Here is a 16,120-nt window from a genome sequence, read left to right on the forward strand (position 1 = left end):
AAGCACCCGAGCGCTGGCGCATCCTGGGCGGCAAAGCGCTCGGGTGCTTCCTCACCATCCTCATGCTCGCGTCGGTGGTGCTGCTGGTTGGCCGGCTCGGCTTCGGCGTGCGCCCCGCCTCGTTCCCGCTGCTGGTCGCCTCCCTGCTCTCGATCTCGTTCGCATTCGTCGGCGTGATGATGGCGATCTCGACGCTCGGCAAGACGCAGGCGGCGGTCTCGGGGCTCGGCTGGGCGATCCTGATGATGATGAACATGACCGGCGGCGGCATGGTGCCACTCGCGTTCATGCCGGCGTGGATGCAGTCGGCCGGCAGCGTGAGCCCGGTCAAGTGGGCGATCCTGTCGCTCGAGGGCTCGATGTGGCGCGGCTTCAGCGCCGAGCAGATGCTGTTGCCGTGCGGCATCCTGCTGGCGGTCGGCGCGGTCGGGCTCACGATCGGCGTGCGCGCGTTCCGGTGGAACGAGGCGTAGCGCGACTAGTGGCTGTGCGGTTCCTTCTTGCCACCGATCTTCTGCTTCTGCGCCTCGGTCAGCGGGCCGCCGCCTTCGAGCTCGACGCCGCTCGCGACGAACACGAACATCTTCTCGGGCAGCTTCTTCTTGGAGGTGCTCTCGGATTCGATGTGCTCGCGATCCTCGGCGCTCAACGAGCGCTCTTCGATCACACCCTGCATGCGCACCGGCAACCCCGTCGAAGCGTAGGGCACGAAGAAGCCGTAGTCCTTGAACTCGACGCGCATCGTGTCCTTGCCGGAAGCGACCGTCATCCAGCAGCCCTTGGTCTGGCAGACGTCGGCGACCTTGCCGAGCAGCAGGACCTCCTGCTCCTCGGGCGTGGGCGAAACCGCTTTGGCGAGCGACGTCGACTTCTTGAGAGTGATGGCCGCGCCGTGCGGGGCCCAGGTCTTCTTCACCGGCTTGCCGTTGCCGGTTTCACCACCCGCGAACGCGCTCGAAGCCGCGAACAACCCGAGCGCGAGCACCATCATGAGCTTCGAAGCGAATCGCATGTTCACACCCCCACGCCGTGTTTGAGCAGACTGCGGGCGATCACGAGGCGCTGGATCTCGGAGGCGCCCTCGTAGATTTCCATGATGCGTGCGTCCCGGTAGTAGCGCTCGACCGCGTATTCCTTCACGTAACCGTAGCCGCCGTGAATCTGAATCGCCTGATGCGTCACCCACGTGGCGGCCTCGGTGGCGTAGAGCTTCGCCATCGACGATTCACGGCCAAACTCCTGATTGGTGTCGCGCAGCCACGCGGCGCGCTGAATGAGCAGCCGCGAGGCCTGGATGCGGCGCTCCATTTCGGCGAGCTTGAACTGGATCGCCTGGATCCTCGAGAGTGGCCCGCCGAATGCCTGTCGCTGCTGCGCGTACTTCGCTGCCTCGGCCTGTGCGGCGCGCATCACACCGAGTGCCTGCGACGCCACGCCGATGCGGCCTGCGTCGAGCGAGCTGAGTGCCACCTTGAATCCTTCGCCTTCGGCGCCGAGCCGATTGTCGACCGGGACCCGCATGTTCTCGAGCGACAGCGCGATGGTGTCCGAGCCGCGCAGGCCCATCTTGTCTTCGGGCTTGCCGAATACCAGACCCGGCGTTCCCTTCTCGACGATGAACGCCGTGATGCCCTTGCTGCCGCCGCTCTTGTCGGTGCGCGCGAAGATCAGATAGATGCCCGCGCGCTGGCCGTTCGTGACCCAGTTCTTGCTGCCGTTGAGCACGTACGAATCGCCGTCACGGAGTGCGGTGGCCTGCAGAGCGCCCGCGTCGGAACCCGCGCCGGGCTCGGAGAGCGAGAACGCGCTCAACTCCTGGGAGACGAGGCGGGGCAGGAATTGCTTCCGCTGCGCGTCGGTGGCGTAGCGATACACCGGCAGCAGCCCGACCGAGTTGTGGACTGCGATCATGATCGCGAGCGAGGCCGAGACCGCGGCGATCTCCTCGATCACCACGCTGATGGTGCGCGAGTCGTAACCGAGGCCACCCCACTCCTCGGGGACACTCATGCCTAAGAAGCCGCTCGCCGCGAGCTTCTCGATCGCCGAATGCGGCACCTCGCCCGTCTGGTCCCAGAGCGCGGCATACGGCGCGAACTCGGCCGCGCACAAATCGCGCACCGCGTCGCGGATCGCGGTCTGGTCTTCGGTCAGGTCGAAGTCGAGCATCAGGCGGGCTGCACCTCGGCGGTCTCACGGAACACGATCAGGCTGATCAGCGCGAGCACTCCCATGAACGCAGGACCCGGACCGAGCAGCAGGGAACCGGCCGCGGCGAGCAGCGCGAGTGGATACGCGCGCCAGTCGCCGGCCCACAGCCCCGGCACCGCACCCTGCCACGCGAGTCCGATCAGTCCGGTGATGACGTACGGCACCACGCGCGGAACTCCGAGTTTGGTGACGAAATCGATGAACGGACTCTGATGTCCCATGAGCGTGAACCACTCGCCGTTCACGAATGGGTAAAAGCCCTGGAACAGCGCGCTGAGCCCCGGATAGAGCATGCACGCGGTGAGAATCAAGAGGGCAACGGGCCGGACGGGTCGCTTCATCGAATTCTCCTTGCGTTCACTTCGATCCGGGCAGCGCGTGCTCCTTGAGCACCTGCCCCGCCACCACCATCTTCTGAACCTCGGTCGTCCCTTCGTAGATCTCGCAGATGCGCGCGTCGCGCCAGTAGCGCTCGACCTGGAACTCGGTCAGGTAGCCGTAGCCGCCGTGCACCTGGATCGCCCAGTTCGCGCACTTGGTCGCCGCTTCCGACGCATGCCACTTGGCGAGCGAAGCTTCCTTCACGTGCGGACGGCCCTGATCGCGGAGCCATGCCGCCTTGTACGTGAGGAGCCGCGCGATGTCGAGTTCCACGGCGCTGTCCGCCAGCATGTGCCGGATCGCGTCGAACTCGCCGATCTTCTTGTCGAACTGCTCGCGCTCGTTCGCATACTTGACCGACGCCTCGACGGACGCCTGAGCGATCCCGAGCGCCTGCGCCGCGATGCCGATGCGGCCGCCGCCGAGTGTCGCGAGCGCGACCGTGTAGCCTTTGTTCAGCTCGCCGAACAGAGCATCCTTCGGAACGCGTGCGTTCTCGAAGTGAATCTCGCGCGTGTCCGAGGCGTGAATGCCAAGCTTGTGCTCGAGCTTGCCCTTCTTGATCCCGGGCGTGTCCGCGTCCATGACGAACGCTGAGATGCCCTTGGAGCCGAGACTCTTATCGGTCGCCGCGTACACGATGAGCACGTTCGAGGGCCCGGCGTTCGTGATGAAGATCTTGGAGCCGTTCAGCACCCACTGGTCGCCGTCGAGCACCGCGGTGGTCTGCTGGTTCGCCGCATTGCTGCCCGCGTTCGGCTCGGTGAGGCAATAGGCGCCGAGCTTCTCGCCGCGCGCGAGCGGTGCCAGCCACCTGGCCTTCTGCGCATCGTTTGCGTAGGCGAGCAGCGGGTAGCACACCAGCGAGTTGTTGACCGACGCGATCACGCCGTGGCTGGCGCACACGCGCGACAGTTCCTCGATCGCGATCACGTACGACACGCAATCGAGCCCCGCGCCGCCCCACTGCTCCGGCACGAACATGCCGAGCAGCCCGATCGACGCCATCTTCTTCACATTCTCGTGCGGGAACTCGTGCGTCTCGTCGATTCTCGAAGCGATCGGCCGGATCTCGCTCTCGGCGAACTCGCGCACCATGTCGCGGACCGCTTGCTGCTCTTCGGAGAGCTTGAAGGAGAGGCCACCCGAGGTGGCGGTCGTGGGGTTCATCGGGAGTTCGCCTTTACTGATTCGGCGCGATCGCCCACTTCTGTGCAGCGGAACATTCGTTGCGAAGCGAATGCATAGTCGGAGTCACTCGATCTCCGAGCGGACTTCGCTGCGAGTTCTGGAGTGGCGACAAGTTGCTCCAGGTCTGCGAGCGATTCGGCCACGATCATCTGAGCCAGCTGCTTGGGACCTCGCCAGCATTCGGTCGAGCTGGTGCCGACTCGGCGCGCCATCCTGACGAACGGATACTCGAAGACCGTCAGGTCAACGTCGAGGTGATGCACACCGCGGGAGAAGACGTCCTCGCCTCTCAATACAAGTCCAGGTACGTCCTGGGTCTTCACCGGCTGTGCAGCATCGAGGTACTCGGGGTATCCGCGGTACCACTGTCGCGGCTCTGGATCGTCCACGGTCCGGACGACGGCGAGCGGCCCCGTGGCCCTGCCGGTCCGAGACCAGCGCCATCGAATCACGACGCGAAATGTGTCAACGCCGAGCAGCGTGCTGTCGCATGCCATCGTCCACCAGTCAGAGCCGCGCTGATTGATATTCTTACCGAGCCAGTTCATTCCCGGCGTCGTGGTCGCGTCGATGCGGCTGAGAGCATTGCCTACCGAACCACAAAGCAGGCTGTCTCGTTCAGCATCCGTGCTCCACGGCATGAGCGAGGCGACCTTCGTCGTGGAGCCAGCCTGGCGCGGCGGGAGCAACTTGCGTTCGAACACCAGCACGTCATTCGCAGGTCGCTCCGAAGCGCAAAGCGTCGTACTCGAGGCGCACGAGAATGCCGCCAGAGCGATTGCGACGATCACGGCCGTCCTCTTGAGTTCGACAGCTGAGGCGACACCTGGCGGATTCACGGCGCCTCCCCATACTGCTTCGTCTTCGCCATCTCGAACAGCAGCGTCACCGCCGGCGTCTTCGCGACCGGCCGGTGCTCGAGGCCTGCGGGCACCACGAAGAACTCGCCCGGCTTCAAGTGCACCGTGCCGTTCTTGGTCTCCAAGTCGAACTCGCCCTCGTAGGCCATGAACATCTCGTCCTCGGCGTGGCGATGCCAGGGGAACTCGCCATGCATCAGCGCCATGCGGACGACCGAGTCATTCACGCGCGCGATCTCGATCGGCTTCCAGGGCTCGGTGAGCGTCGCGCGATGACGCGCGAGCGACTCGGCGGCGAGCGCATCGTTCATGACGTCACGCACTCGGGTACTCATAGAAGCCGCGCCCGGTCTTGCGACCCAGATACCCGGCCGCGACCATCTTTCGAAGCAGCGGGCACGGGCGGTACTTGGTGTCGCCGAGTCCCTCGTGCAGCACTTCCATGATACTCAGGCAGGTGTCGAGGCCGACGAGATCTGCGAGTGCGAGCGGCCCGAGCGGGTGATTCATGCCGAGCTTCATCACCGAATCGATCGCTTCCTTCGTGGCGACACCTTCCATCAGGCAGAAGACCGCCTCGTTGATCATCGGCATCAGGATGCGATTCGAGACGAATCCGGGGTAGTCGTTGACCTCGACCGCGGTCTTGCCGAGTCGCTTGCAGAGGTCGTCGACGGTCGCATAGGTGGCGTCGCTGGTCGCGAGCCCGCGGATGACCTCGACTAACTGCATCACCGGCACCGGGTTCATGAAGTGCATGCCGATCACCTGCGCGGGACGTTTGGTGACGGCGGCGATCTCGGTGATCGAGATGCTCGAGGTGTTGGTCGCGAGGATCGCGTTCGTCGGCGCCACCGCGTCGAGCTGCTCGAACACCTGCTTCTTGGCGCCGAAGTCCTCGAGGATCGCCTCGATCACCAGGTCCGCGCCCTTCGCGGCTTCCAGGCTCACGCCGCCCTGCACGCGCTTCAGGATGTCGCCCGACTGCTCGGGCGCCCAGTTGAGCTTCTTCGCCACGCGCTCGAGCGACTTGCCGATCGCACCCATCGCGCGAGCCACGAGCTCCTGCCGCGTCTCCACGATGTGCACTTCGAAGCCGCTGGTCGCGAACACCTGAGCGATCCCGTTGCCCATGGTGCCGCCGCCGACCACCACGACCTTCTTCACGCCCGCGGCCGGGCCGCTGGCGGTGCTCTGGGTGGCGGTCGCCATCAGACGCGCTCCACCGCGAGTGCGACGGCATTGCCACCGCCCAGGCATAGCGTGGCGAGACCCGTCTTCTTGCCGCGCTGCTCGAGCGCGTGGATGAGCGTCACCAGCACGCGCGCACCCGAAGCGCCAATCGGATGGCCGAGCGCCACGGCACCGCCGTTCACGTTGACGCGATCCCAATCCCAGCCGAGCGCCTTGCCGTCGGCCACCGCCTGCGCGGCGAACGCTTCGTTCGCTTCGATCAGATCGAAGTGCCCGATCGAGACGCCCATCTTCTTCATGAGCTTCTGCACCGCGTCGATCGGTGCAAAGAACAGATCCTTGGGCTCGCCGCCGCCGGTCGCATACGCGATCACGCGTGCGAGCGGCCTGGCGCCGCGTTCCTTCACGCGCTCGCCGCTCATCAACACCAGCGCCGCGCCCCCGTCGTTCAGCCCGGGCGCGTTGCCGGCAGTGATCATTCCGCCCTTGTCCTTGGTCACGGCTCCGAGCTTCCCGAGTCCTTCGATCGTGGTGTCCGCGCGGATCGACTCGTCCTTCGCCACCACGATCGGGTCACCCTTGCGCTGCGGGATCGTGACCACCGCGACTTCCTTGCTGAAGTGACACGCGGCCCACGCGGCCGCCGCCTTCTGGTGGCTCCTGACCGAGAACTCGTCGATCTCGGCGCGCGTCAAGCCCGCCTTCTCGCCGGTGTACTGCGCGAGTTCGATCATGTGGCAGTCGTTGAACGAGCACCACAGGCCGTCCATGATCGCGCCGTCCTTGAGCGTCGCGTCGCCGAGCTTCTGGCCGGTGCGGCCGCTGAACAGGTAGTGCGGAGCGCCGCTCATGCTCTCCATGCCGCCCGACACCACGCAGTGGGCGTCCCCGGCCTTGATCGCCTGTGCGCCCATCATCACAGCCTTGAGCCCTGAACCACACACCTTGTTGATCGTCACCGCACCCACCACCGGGTCGATGCCCGCCTTGATGAGCGCCTGGCGTGCCGGCGCCTGGCCCTGCCCGCCCTGTACGACGTGGCCCATGAGCACTTCGTCGATGTCTTTGCCCGTCACCTGGGCGCGGGACATGGCTTCACGGATGGCCACGGCGCCGAGGTCCGACGCCTTGAGCGTCGAAAGTCCGCCGAGAAACTTGCCGATGGGCGTGCGTGCGGCGCCCACGATGAAAACGTCGGGGGTCGACATGAGTCACCTCGAAATCCCGCGCGAAAGCGGGACGAATGGGTCGCGAGAGGGTCGGAAAAACGCCCGCGGATACTACACGATGCGCGGGCCGCGAGCCGCCTCGCGGCGCTCGCGCCGGACATCACGCCACGCGGCGATCAGTCGCACCACCGTGAAGGCGCCGATGATGCCCCACACCAGGAATCCGGCCACGAAGATGCCCATCAACCACACCATCGCGTCCCCCTAGTCGGGCTCCGTCGCGCTGCGCGACGGGGCACTCGGTGGTCTCAGTACCGCGATACTCGCGGTCTGGCCGTGCAGGTGATTGCGCTCGCCTACCGGTCCGATCTCGCCGGCACAGTAGAAACCCGCCACCGGGATCGAACCGCCGAGCGCTTCCTGAAGAATCGAGATGTCGCGATCGGGGCGTCCGAAAAAGCTCCGTCCGCGTCCATTGCAGGTGAACAGCAGCGCGCCGTGCGCCTTGCTATCGAACTCCTGGGGAGCGAGCAGCAGTTCGAGGTCCTCGACTGCCGAGTCGGCGTCTCGCACGTGAAGCCTCACGCGCTCGCGTTCGACCGCGCGATCCGCGATCGCGATCACGCCCTGATCGCGGTCGGCGCCGAGCAGGTTGCGGATCAGATAGTCGCCGCGCCCCACCCCTTCGCCGCGCACCGGGCGTCCCAGATAGAGCCCGTGCTTGAGCATCTCGCGCTCGCCGTCGTTCAGGTCGCGCAGCACCTGCTCGGCGCGTTCGAGCGCCGGCTGACCATCGAGTTCGATCAGAATGTTCTGATCCGCACGCGTCACGGTGAGGGGCGGACCGATCGGCCGACAACCCTGCGAAACCACGACGTCGACGCGCAGCGCCCCCTTGAGCGCGATGCCGATGCCACCCTCGCGGGCGACCCAGTCGTTCAGGAACACGGCATTCGCCTGCGGTCGCGGGCCGGCACTCATGAGGCCGCCAACCACCCGCACCCCGGGCGCGAACTGATTGAAGGCGCGCAGCACGCGGTCGGCGTCGATCGTAAACGGATCCGAGAGCACGATCACCAGCTCCGCGCCGTCGACGCCCGAGGTGTGGCGCGAGAACTCGACGGCGTCCGACATCGCCTCGCCCCACGCCGAGGACGCCATGATGAACGGGCGCACCTCGACTCCCGGCAGCCGGGCTCCGAACAGCGTGAGCGCCGGCCCCGACTCGAGCTCGTGCGATGAGGTGATCACCGCGGCGCCGCTCGCGCCGGCCAGGCACACGGGTGCCAGGCGCTCCTTGAGCCGCGCGGCGAGTTCATCGGCGGCGGGAACGTGGCGCGCATTGAAGAATGCCAGCACCAGATCGATCGGGCCGTCGCCCAGTATCTCGCGCAGCCGGTCCGAAGCCTGATCGGCCGCCTCGAGGGTTTCGTCGGCGGTCGAGCAGGCTTCGGCGAAGCGCATCGGGGTTGGAGCAGGAGGTGTCATGGCGTGATGCGTCCTAACCACTTCGAAGTATCAGGACGAACGAAGGATCTCGCGCGCGATCACGAGCCGCTGAATCTCGCTCGTGCCCTCACCGATCTCCATGAGCTTGGCGTCCCGGTGCATGCGTTCGACCGGCACCTCGCGCATGTAGCCCATTCCGCCATGAATCTGGATCGCCTTGTCGGTCACCCAGTTCGCGGATTCGCTCGCGAACAGTTTGGCCATCGCGGCTTCCTTGACGAACGGCAGCCCGGCGTCCTTGAGGCGTGCCGCGTGGTACACCAGCATGCGCGAGGCGTGGATGCGCATCGCCATGTCGGCGAGCATGAACTGCACCGCCTGGAAGTTCGCGATCGGTTGTCCGAACTGATGCCGTTCCTTCGCGTACCGAATGCTGCGCTCGAACGCACCCTGCGCGATGCCGAGCGCCAGCGCGCCGATCGAAATGCGTCCGCCGGCGAGCGTGCGCATGAACGCCTTGAAGCCGCCGGCCGGATCGCCGAGGAGGTTGGCTTCGGGAACGAAGCAGTTCTCGAAGAACACCGCCACGGTATCGGAGCCCTTCAAGCCCATCTTCTTCTCGCGCGGTCCGGCCTTGAAGCCGGCGGTCGCGGTATCCATGATGAACGCCGAGATGCCGTTGGAACCCTTGGTGGGATCGGTCACCGCGGTGAAGGTGATGTACTTGGCCACACTGCCGTTGGTGATGTAGATCTTCTCTCCCGTCACCGACCAGCCGCCGTCGACTTTGGTGGCGCGCGTCTTGGTTCCGGCGGCGTCCGAACCCGCGCCCGGCTCGGTGAGCCCGAAGGCACCCAGTACCTCGCCCTTGGCCATCGGCGTCAGGTACTTGATCTTCTGTTCCTCGGTGCCGTTGGCGAACACCGGCCCGCAGCCAAGCGATACGTGCGCGGCCAGCGTGATGCCGGTCGAAGCGCACACGCGCGACACCTCTTCGACCGCGATTGCATAGGCAAGCGTGTCGAGTCCGGCGCCGCCGTACTTCTCGGGATACGGCAGACCCAGAAGGCCCAGCTCCGCCATCTTCTTGACCAGATCGGTCGGGAATTCCTCGCGCTCATCGAGATCGCGGGCGCGCGGCGCCACGACTTCGTCGGCAAAACGGCGGGTCATGTCCCGAACCTGCAGATGTTCTTCCTGCAGGCCCATGAGTGTGGCGGCGGTGATTTCGCTGGTCGAGGTCGTCATGCGTGCGGGGTCTTCCATCGGTGGCGGGAGTCAGCGGTTCGACGGGGGGCTGGAAACGCAGACTAACCCAGCCCGCAAGGGCATGAAAGCCTCGGATTCCCGCCGCGGAGTGGTGCCGAAAAGCGCTCAGGGAGCGAGCGGATCGCTCTCGATCAGGCGATGGCCAAGCAGGCTCGCCCGCTCGAGCAGTGCGGGATCACCCGCCACGCTGCCCGGCTCGTCATCGGGATGCTGCCAGGCGAGCGTCTCCTCCCACTTCGCCCCCACCCACTTGAGGAAGCCACGCACGGTGCGCTCGGCGAGATCGAACCGGTGGCTCGCGCTGCACGAGGTCACGAACACTCCGCGTCGCGTGCGAGCCCATTTGGGAACCAGCGCATAGCCACCCCCCGCCACGGTCACGAGCGGCGTCACGCAATTGCAGCGATCGATCACGCGCTTGAGCTGGGCGCTCACGGTGTCGAAGTAGATCGGCGAGGCGACCACGATCACGTGAGCGCGCTCGAGCAGCCCATAGACACGATCCATGTCGTCGTGGAACACGCAGTACCCGGGCGTCGCGTCGGGGCCGCACGCCTGGCAGTCCTTGACGATCAAGTCGTTGCAGCGCACCTGCTCGACCACACCGCCGGCCGCGCTCGCGCCCTCGCCGAGCGAGGCGAGCAGCCGATCGATACTACTGTCCCGTACCGGGCTCCCGTTGAGCGCAACCAGCAAACGCGGCGAACGGCTCATGGCCCCTTCTCGGCCCACACCAGCGTGGTGGCGCCCATGCGAGAGAGCAGCGGGAGCGCCTCGGCGAACGCTTCGAGCGCGCGCCCCAGCGCGAACGCTCCAGCCGGCAGCGTCTTGGGGACCCACAGGAATCGTCGGGCGCCGCGCACGCGCAGCCCCGCACCCTCGAGTCCCGCGCGCAGTGCCGTCTCGTCGAGCGGATGGTGGTAGCGGTACGGGTGATAGGTCCCGGCGTCATCGGCCGCCTCGGGAAAGCACGACGACGGCAATGCGCGGCGCAGCGCCGGCACACGCACCGCAAGCTGCTTGGCGAACTCGATGGGCGAAACCGGATTGGGAGTCGAGAGCGCAACGCGTCCGCCCGGCGCCAGCACGCGAGCGATCTCCGCGAACACCGCGGGGCGATCGGGACGGTAGACGTGCTCCATCATCTCGACTGAGATCACGCGATCCACACTCGCCGCACGAAACGGCAGCGCCTTCGCATTGCCCTGCACCAGCCGCAGCCGTTCCGCGATCGGCAACGCGCGACGCGCCCACTTGAGCTGATCGAGGCCGAGATCGACTCCTCTCACCTCGCAGCCCAGCACGCGTGCCCAGTGCGTGCCGTAGGCCCAGCCGCAGCCCAGATCGAGCACGCGCAGCCCGGGTGCGAGTGCGGCGGCGCGCAGCACCTCGCGAAAGCGCCGCACCATCATGTAGTGCCGCACCTCGGAGCCGAGGTACCAGTGCTCGACCAGAAACGGCAGCTCGCCGCCGCGATCGATCTCGAGCGGCGGCTCGTCGCGAAGTTCGGTGGCGTTCATGCGGGTGGCGACGTCACGGTCACGGAGTTCGACGCCGCGAGCCGCGAGCGGCTCAGCGACGCTTCGCCTTGCGCGCCGGACGCTTCGGTCTGGCGGCGCGCTTCGGTTTCGCGGGGCGCTTCGCGGGCTTGCGCTTCGGCGCGGAGCGTTTCACGGGCTTGCGCTTCGGCGTGGAGCGCTTCGCGGGCTTGCGCTTCGCCGACTTCGGCTTCGCCGCAGCCTTCTTCTTCGCGACGACCCTCTTCTTCGCCGCGGACTTCTTCCTCGCGGTCTGCTTCGCGGCCGCACGCTTCGCCGCCGGGCGCGCGGGGCGCGGGTGAAGTGCCGCGTGTTCGGCGTCGCTGAGGCTCGGCATGCGCGGCGCGACCGTTGGCGCAGGAGGCGCCGCGAACGGCTCTTCGCCGGTGTGCTGCTTGAACCACACGCGAATGTAGGCCGCGATGTCCTGCGTCGAGGAGCCGGGGCCGAACAACCGCCCGATTCCCGAGCTGGCGAGACTTTCCATGTCGTCGGGCGGGATGATTCCGCCGCCCGTCAACAGCCGGTCGCCGATTCCGCGCTCCTTCATGATGCCGAACACCTCGGGGAACAGCGTCATGTGTGCGCCAGAGAGCACCGACAGCGCGACCACGTCGACGTCTTCCTGCACCGCGGCCTCGACGATCTGTGCCGGGCTCTGGTGAAGCCCGGTGTAGATCACTTCCATGCCCGCGTCGCGCAGCGCGGCCGCGACCACCTTGGCACCGCGGTCGTGACCGTCCAGACCCGGCTTACCCACCAGCACGCGAATCTTTCTCGGCATCGGATCTCCCGTCACCCGGAAACGGAGCGCGTCGCCGAGTCATCGGCGAGGAAATACACCGACGGAGCGAGGAAGCGCCCGACTCCGAATCGGAACGCCCAGCGCCAGAACGGCTGCAGTCTAGGATATTTCGCGCAGTAGTACGGAACGCTCACGTCCGAGACCGAGCCGAACGGCGTCGCCAGCATGCGCGACAGCTCGCCGCCGCTGAAGCCGGCGTGTGCGCCCTGCGCGTTCGACCAGCGCCCGGTGAGGCGCTTCCCCCAGTCGGCGAGATTCCACTGCAGCTTCTCGAGCGTGGTCGCACGCCCCCCCACGTAGCCCACCATCCGCAATCGGTTCGGAGTACCGAAAAACGCCACGCTGCCCGCACCGAGCGCGCGTCGCGCCTCGGCGACCGCACGCTCGGGCGACGGCACGTGTTCGAGCACGTGGTAGCAGTAGAGCGCGTCGAACGTGGCGTCTCGAAACGGCAGGCGGCGCGCATCGGCGCGCAGCAGGTGTACGCCCGGCCGGCGCCGCGAGGCGTCGACATCGAGATCGAGGCCCACCACCGTGGCACCGGTCTCGCTCGCGATGTGCGCGGCCTCGGTCCCATCGCCGCAACCCACCACCAGGACCCGCCGGGGCGGGCGCGCCGCGGGCAGGAGCGCGCAGAAGAACTTCGCCTCCCACTGGAAACTCACCCGGCTACTTCCTCGTCTCGTCGTCGAAGTCCGAGGTCAGCTCGTTCAACGTCCGCTCGAGTTCGCGCTCGGCCACGAAGAAGTCCTCGTCTCCGAACGGGATCGGCTCGCCATGCTCGTCGAGCGGCGGCCGCACCACTCGCGCGTCGAGCAGCGTGCGCGCGACCTCGGCGCCTTCGCGCGTCTCGAACGACCACATCTGCAGGTCGCGGTCGCGCCCCAGCGCCTCGAGCCGCCACGGATCGAGATCCGGGGCCCCGCGCCGGATGCGGGTCACGACCAGGTCGCCGGCCGAGAACATGACGGTCGGCAGGTGCTCGGCTTCTTCTGAAGCCGCCGCACCCTCGCCTCCGATGCGCGAGTGGCCGGTCACCGGGCGCCCCTCGGCGCGCGCCTTGAGCGCATGCTCGGGTCCGATCAGCACTCCATGCCCGCTCGGCAGGAACAGCAGGCCCTCGGAAGTGATCGCGATGTGCGAGTCGGTGTCCGGCTCGTCGTCGTCGAGCACCGTGACGCTGCTCGGCTCGAACGAGGTTGCCGCACCCTGTGAGGGCGACCCAAATCGTTCGGAAGCGGCAGCGGCATCGTCAGGCTCGGAGTCCGGCCGCGCAGAGGTGAGGTCGTCGCGAGCGCCGGCACGACGCATCCAGAACGCCAGCACCGCCACCACCACCAGCACGCCGACGATGACCAGGGGGTTGTTCATCGCTCGCGATTCGCCTCTCCCACTAGAACTCGGTGCTCTCGACGTAATCGCCGAACACTTCGCGCATCGCGTTGCGGATTTCGCCTTCGGTTGCGTACACCCGCGCGGCGTCGAGGATCTTCTCCATCAGGTTGACGCTGCCAGGCTTGCTGCGCGCGGCAGCGGTGAGGGCCTGCAGGGCGGCCGCGGTGGCGTGCGAGTCGCGGGTGCGCCGCAACTCCTCGAGTCCGCGGCGCTGCTCGTTCTCGGCTTCGTCCGAGATGTAGAGGATCGGGATGTCGAGCTTCTCGTCGGGCTCCAGATACTCGTTCACGCCCACGATCACGCGCTGCTTCTTCTCCATTTCCTGCTGGTACTGGTAGGCCGCACGCGCGATCTCGCGCTGGAAGAAACCCTTCTCGATGCCGGCCACCACACCACCCATCGCTTCGATCTGGCGGAAGTAGCCCTCGGCCTGCTCCTCGAGTGTGTTCGTCAGGTGCTCGAGGTAGTAGGAACCGGCCAGCGGGTCGATGGTCTCGGTGACACCCAGCTCGTGCGCGATCACCTGCTGCGTGCGCAGCGCGATCTTGACCGCCTTGTCGCTCGGCAGCGCGATGGTCTCGTCCATCGAGTTGGTGTGCAGCGACTGAGTGCCGCCGAGCACCGCCGCGAGCCCCTGGAAGGCGGTGCGCACGATGTTGTTCTCGGGCTGCTTGTCCCACAGCGAACAGCCGGCGGTCTGGGTGTGGAATCGCATCAGCCACGATTCCTTCTTCTTGGCGCCGTAGCGCTCGCGCATGTGCCGCGCCCAGATGCGTCTCGCCGCGCGCAGCTTGGCGATCTCCTCGAAGAAGTCGAGGTGGCTGTTCCAGAAATACGAAAGCCGGGGTGCGAAGTCGTCGATGTCGAGCCCGCGCTCCATGCAGCGCTCGACGTAGGTGAAGCCGTCGGCGAGCGTGAACGCCAGTTCCTGCGCGGCCGTCGAGCCCGCCTCGCGAATGTGATAGCCCGAGATCGAGATCGGATTCCACTGCGGCACGTTTCGCGTCGAGAACTCGATCAGGTCTACGATGATGCGCAACGAAGGCTCGGGCGGGAAGCACCAGCACTTCTGCGCGATGTATTCCTTCAGGATGTCGTTCTGCAGCGTGCCGCGCAGCTTCGAGAACGGAACACCCTGCTTCTCGGCATTCGCGAGATAGAACCCGAACATGATCGCGGCGGGGCCGTTGATCGTCATCGAGGTCGAGACGGTGCCGGGATCGATGCCGGCGAGCAGGACCTCCATGTCGCGCAGACTGTCGATCGCGACCCCGCACCGGCCGACTTCGCCGTGCGACTTCGGGTGATCGCTGTCGTAGCCCATGATCGTCGGGTTGTCGAATGCGATCGAGAGGCCGGTCTGACCATGCTCGAGCAGATAGTGGTAACGCGCGTTCGACTCGCGCGCGGTGCCGAAGCCCGCGAACTGGCGCATCGTGAACATGCGCCCGCGATACATGGTCGAGTGCACGCCGCGCGTGAACGGGTATTCGCCAGGGAACCCGAGATCGCGCGCCAGGTCCATGCCCGCGAGGTGCTCGGGGCCGTAGAGCGGCTCGATCGGAACGCCCGAGATCGTGAACGGGTAGAGCTCTTTGCGCTCGCGGTTCTCGGCCAGGCGCTGTTCGTAGCGCGCGCGCTGCTTCTTCCACTCGCCCGAAGCCGTGCGGGCGCCGCGATCGATGGTGCGGCGCAGCCGGGGAGCACGCACCGTGGCGCGGGAGCGGCGGGTGGACGGGGTTCGCATCGCCATGTGCATCGACCTCGCGCGGTGAGGAGGGATCCCGAATCGGGGCTGCCTGCGTCCGGGCCATTGGCTCGGCCGGTCGCGTGGAGCCCGACGAGGTTACGGGTCGGCTTTCGAGGGGGTCAAGGGACGCGCAGCCACGTCAGCGCACGATCGACCGCATCCTCCCACCTCGCCTCGGTCTCGGGGCGCATGGCTCGCGCCACGAAGTCGGCACCGAGCCGCGCCTCCAACCGCGCCAGAAGCGTTCGATGCTCCGCCTTCTCGGCCGGCGTGAGCGGCAGCGCGAGTGTCGCGCGCGCCGCACCCGCCACCCCGAGCCACTCTGCAGCACGCTCCGGTTCGTCGCGCCCTTCCGCCAGCTCCGCGACCCCCTCGAGCGCATAGACCCCCTCGCGCGGCGCCCCGAGTGCTCGGGCGTGCTCGAGCGCTTCGGCGAAGCGCGCTTCGGCCTGGCGCAGATCGCCGAGCCGCAGCGCGACCATGGCGTAGTCCGAAAGCGCGAGCGCCAGCGATCGCGCATCGCCGGTCGAGCGCAGCGCCGCGATCGCCTGCTCGTAGAGCGGTGCGGCGCCGGCCGGATCGCCGCCTCTAAGCGTGGCATCGCCCATGTTGTGGAGCGCGAGTGCGGCGCCGTGCGCCTCGCCGAGTTCCCGATAGAGCGCAAGGCTCGCCGCGGCGCGGTCGCGCGCGACCTCCATCTCGCCGGCGTAGGTCGCGATCACCGCGAGCGCGCTCTGGCAGCGCGCCTCTCCGCGGCGATCACCGAGCGCATGCGAGATTGCGAGGCTCTCCTCGACCAATGGACGCGCCGCCGCGGCATCACCCTCATAGAGCGCGAAGCCGCCGGCACGCACCAGCGCGTTCGCGCGCTCGGGGCTGCGCGCGCGATCGGCCGGCGCGGTCAGCGC

The 16,120-nt window shown here is 67.2% G+C and carries 18 protein-coding genes and 1 pseudogene; 1 reads left to right on the forward strand and 18 read right to left on the reverse strand.

Translation table 11 applies throughout. The annotated features are described in order from the left end of the window. Window positions 1-473 (forward strand): ABC transporter permease (locus HOP12_15775; protein NOT35604.1); only part of this gene is annotated, 473 nt, incomplete at its 5' end. Window positions 474-478: 5 nt separating this feature from the next. Here HOP12_15775 and HOP12_15780 read toward each other — a convergent pair. The 18 genes and pseudogenes from HOP12_15780 to HOP12_15865 all read right to left on the reverse strand — a co-directional run. Further along, entirely contained in the window at window positions 479-1,012 is a 534-nt protein-coding gene (locus HOP12_15780) for a DUF4920 domain-containing protein (protein NOT35605.1), read from the reverse strand. Between the two features lie 2 nt (window positions 1,013-1,014). After that, window positions 1,015-2,169, reverse strand: coding sequence for an acyl-CoA dehydrogenase (locus tag HOP12_15785; protein ID NOT35606.1), 1,155 nt, complete (start codon window positions 2,167-2,169; stop codon window positions 1,015-1,017). After that, on the reverse strand, window positions 2,169-2,552 hold the full coding sequence (locus HOP12_15790; GenBank protein ID NOT35607.1) for a hypothetical protein: 384 nt from the start codon (window positions 2,550-2,552) through the stop codon (window positions 2,169-2,171). The genes HOP12_15785 and HOP12_15790 overlap by 1 nt, the downstream gene beginning before the upstream one ends. Window positions 2,553-2,568: 16 nt before the next feature. Then, entirely contained in the window at window positions 2,569-3,762 is a 1,194-nt protein-coding gene (locus tag HOP12_15795) for an acyl-CoA dehydrogenase (protein NOT35608.1), read from the reverse strand. Continuing rightward, window positions 3,759-4,574, reverse strand: coding sequence for a hypothetical protein (locus tag HOP12_15800; protein NOT35609.1), 816 nt, complete (start codon window positions 4,572-4,574; stop codon window positions 3,759-3,761). Before HOP12_15800 ends, HOP12_15795 begins: the two co-directional genes overlap by 4 nt. Before the next feature lie 44 nt (window positions 4,575-4,618). After that, window positions 4,619-4,954 (reverse strand): cupin domain-containing protein, encoded by a 336-nt coding sequence (locus HOP12_15805; protein ID NOT35610.1) that lies wholly within the window; start codon window positions 4,952-4,954, stop codon window positions 4,619-4,621. 4 nt (window positions 4,955-4,958) lie between these two features. Next, window positions 4,959-5,855: a 3-hydroxybutyryl-CoA dehydrogenase gene (locus HOP12_15810; protein NOT35611.1), complete on the reverse strand. Its 897-nt coding sequence runs from the start codon at window positions 5,853-5,855 to the stop codon at window positions 4,959-4,961. Then, a complete protein-coding gene (locus tag HOP12_15815; protein NOT35612.1) occupies window positions 5,855-7,045 on the reverse strand; it encodes an acetyl-CoA C-acyltransferase in 1,191 nt (396 codons plus the stop codon). Before HOP12_15815 ends, HOP12_15810 begins: the two co-directional genes overlap by 1 nt. A gap of 72 nt (window positions 7,046-7,117) precedes the next feature. Continuing rightward, window positions 7,118-7,261, reverse strand: a complete 144-nt coding sequence (locus HOP12_15820) for a hypothetical protein (protein NOT35613.1) — start codon at window positions 7,259-7,261, stop codon at window positions 7,118-7,120. Between the two features lie 9 nt (window positions 7,262-7,270). Continuing rightward, window positions 7,271-8,494 (reverse strand): hypothetical protein, encoded by a 1,224-nt coding sequence (locus HOP12_15825; protein ID NOT35614.1) that lies wholly within the window; start codon window positions 8,492-8,494, stop codon window positions 7,271-7,273. A 30-nt stretch (window positions 8,495-8,524) separates the two neighbouring features. Continuing rightward, window positions 8,525-9,664, reverse strand: a complete 1,140-nt coding sequence (locus tag HOP12_15830) for an acyl-CoA dehydrogenase (GenBank protein ID NOT35615.1) — start codon at window positions 9,662-9,664, stop codon at window positions 8,525-8,527. Between the two features lie 165 nt (window positions 9,665-9,829). Continuing rightward, window positions 9,830-10,438 (reverse strand): flavodoxin family protein, encoded by a 609-nt coding sequence (locus tag HOP12_15835; protein ID NOT35616.1) that lies wholly within the window; start codon window positions 10,436-10,438, stop codon window positions 9,830-9,832. Continuing rightward, the gene (locus tag HOP12_15840) at window positions 10,435-11,244 is read right to left on the reverse strand and encodes a methyltransferase domain-containing protein (GenBank protein NOT35617.1); all 810 of its coding nucleotides are present in this window, start codon (window positions 11,242-11,244) and stop codon (window positions 10,435-10,437) included. Before HOP12_15840 ends, HOP12_15835 begins: the two co-directional genes overlap by 4 nt. Before the next feature lie 415 nt (window positions 11,245-11,659). Further along, a pseudogene (locus tag HOP12_15845) lies at window positions 11,660-12,046 on the reverse strand (cobalamin B12-binding domain-containing protein). Between the two features lie 11 nt (window positions 12,047-12,057). Beyond that, entirely contained in the window at window positions 12,058-12,732 is a 675-nt protein-coding gene (locus HOP12_15850; GenBank protein NOT35618.1) for a class I SAM-dependent methyltransferase, read from the reverse strand. A 4-nt stretch (window positions 12,733-12,736) separates the two neighbouring features. After that, complete coding sequence (locus HOP12_15855) at window positions 12,737-13,438, reverse strand: hypothetical protein (GenBank protein NOT35619.1); 702 nt, start codon at window positions 13,436-13,438, stop codon at window positions 12,737-12,739. A 22-nt stretch (window positions 13,439-13,460) separates the two neighbouring features. Beyond that, window positions 13,461-15,209: a methylmalonyl-CoA mutase gene (locus HOP12_15860; protein NOT35620.1), complete on the reverse strand. Its 1,749-nt coding sequence runs from the start codon at window positions 15,207-15,209 to the stop codon at window positions 13,461-13,463. Window positions 15,210-15,331: 122 nt separating this feature from the next. Beyond that, a partial coding sequence (locus HOP12_15865) for a tetratricopeptide repeat protein (GenBank protein NOT35621.1) occupies window positions 15,332-16,120 on the reverse strand: 789 nt, incomplete at its 5' end.

Source organism: Candidatus Eisenbacteria bacterium, from assembly GCA_013140805.1.
Taxonomy (GTDB): domain Bacteria; phylum Eisenbacteria; class RBG-16-71-46; order RBG-16-71-46; family RBG-16-71-46; genus JABFRW01.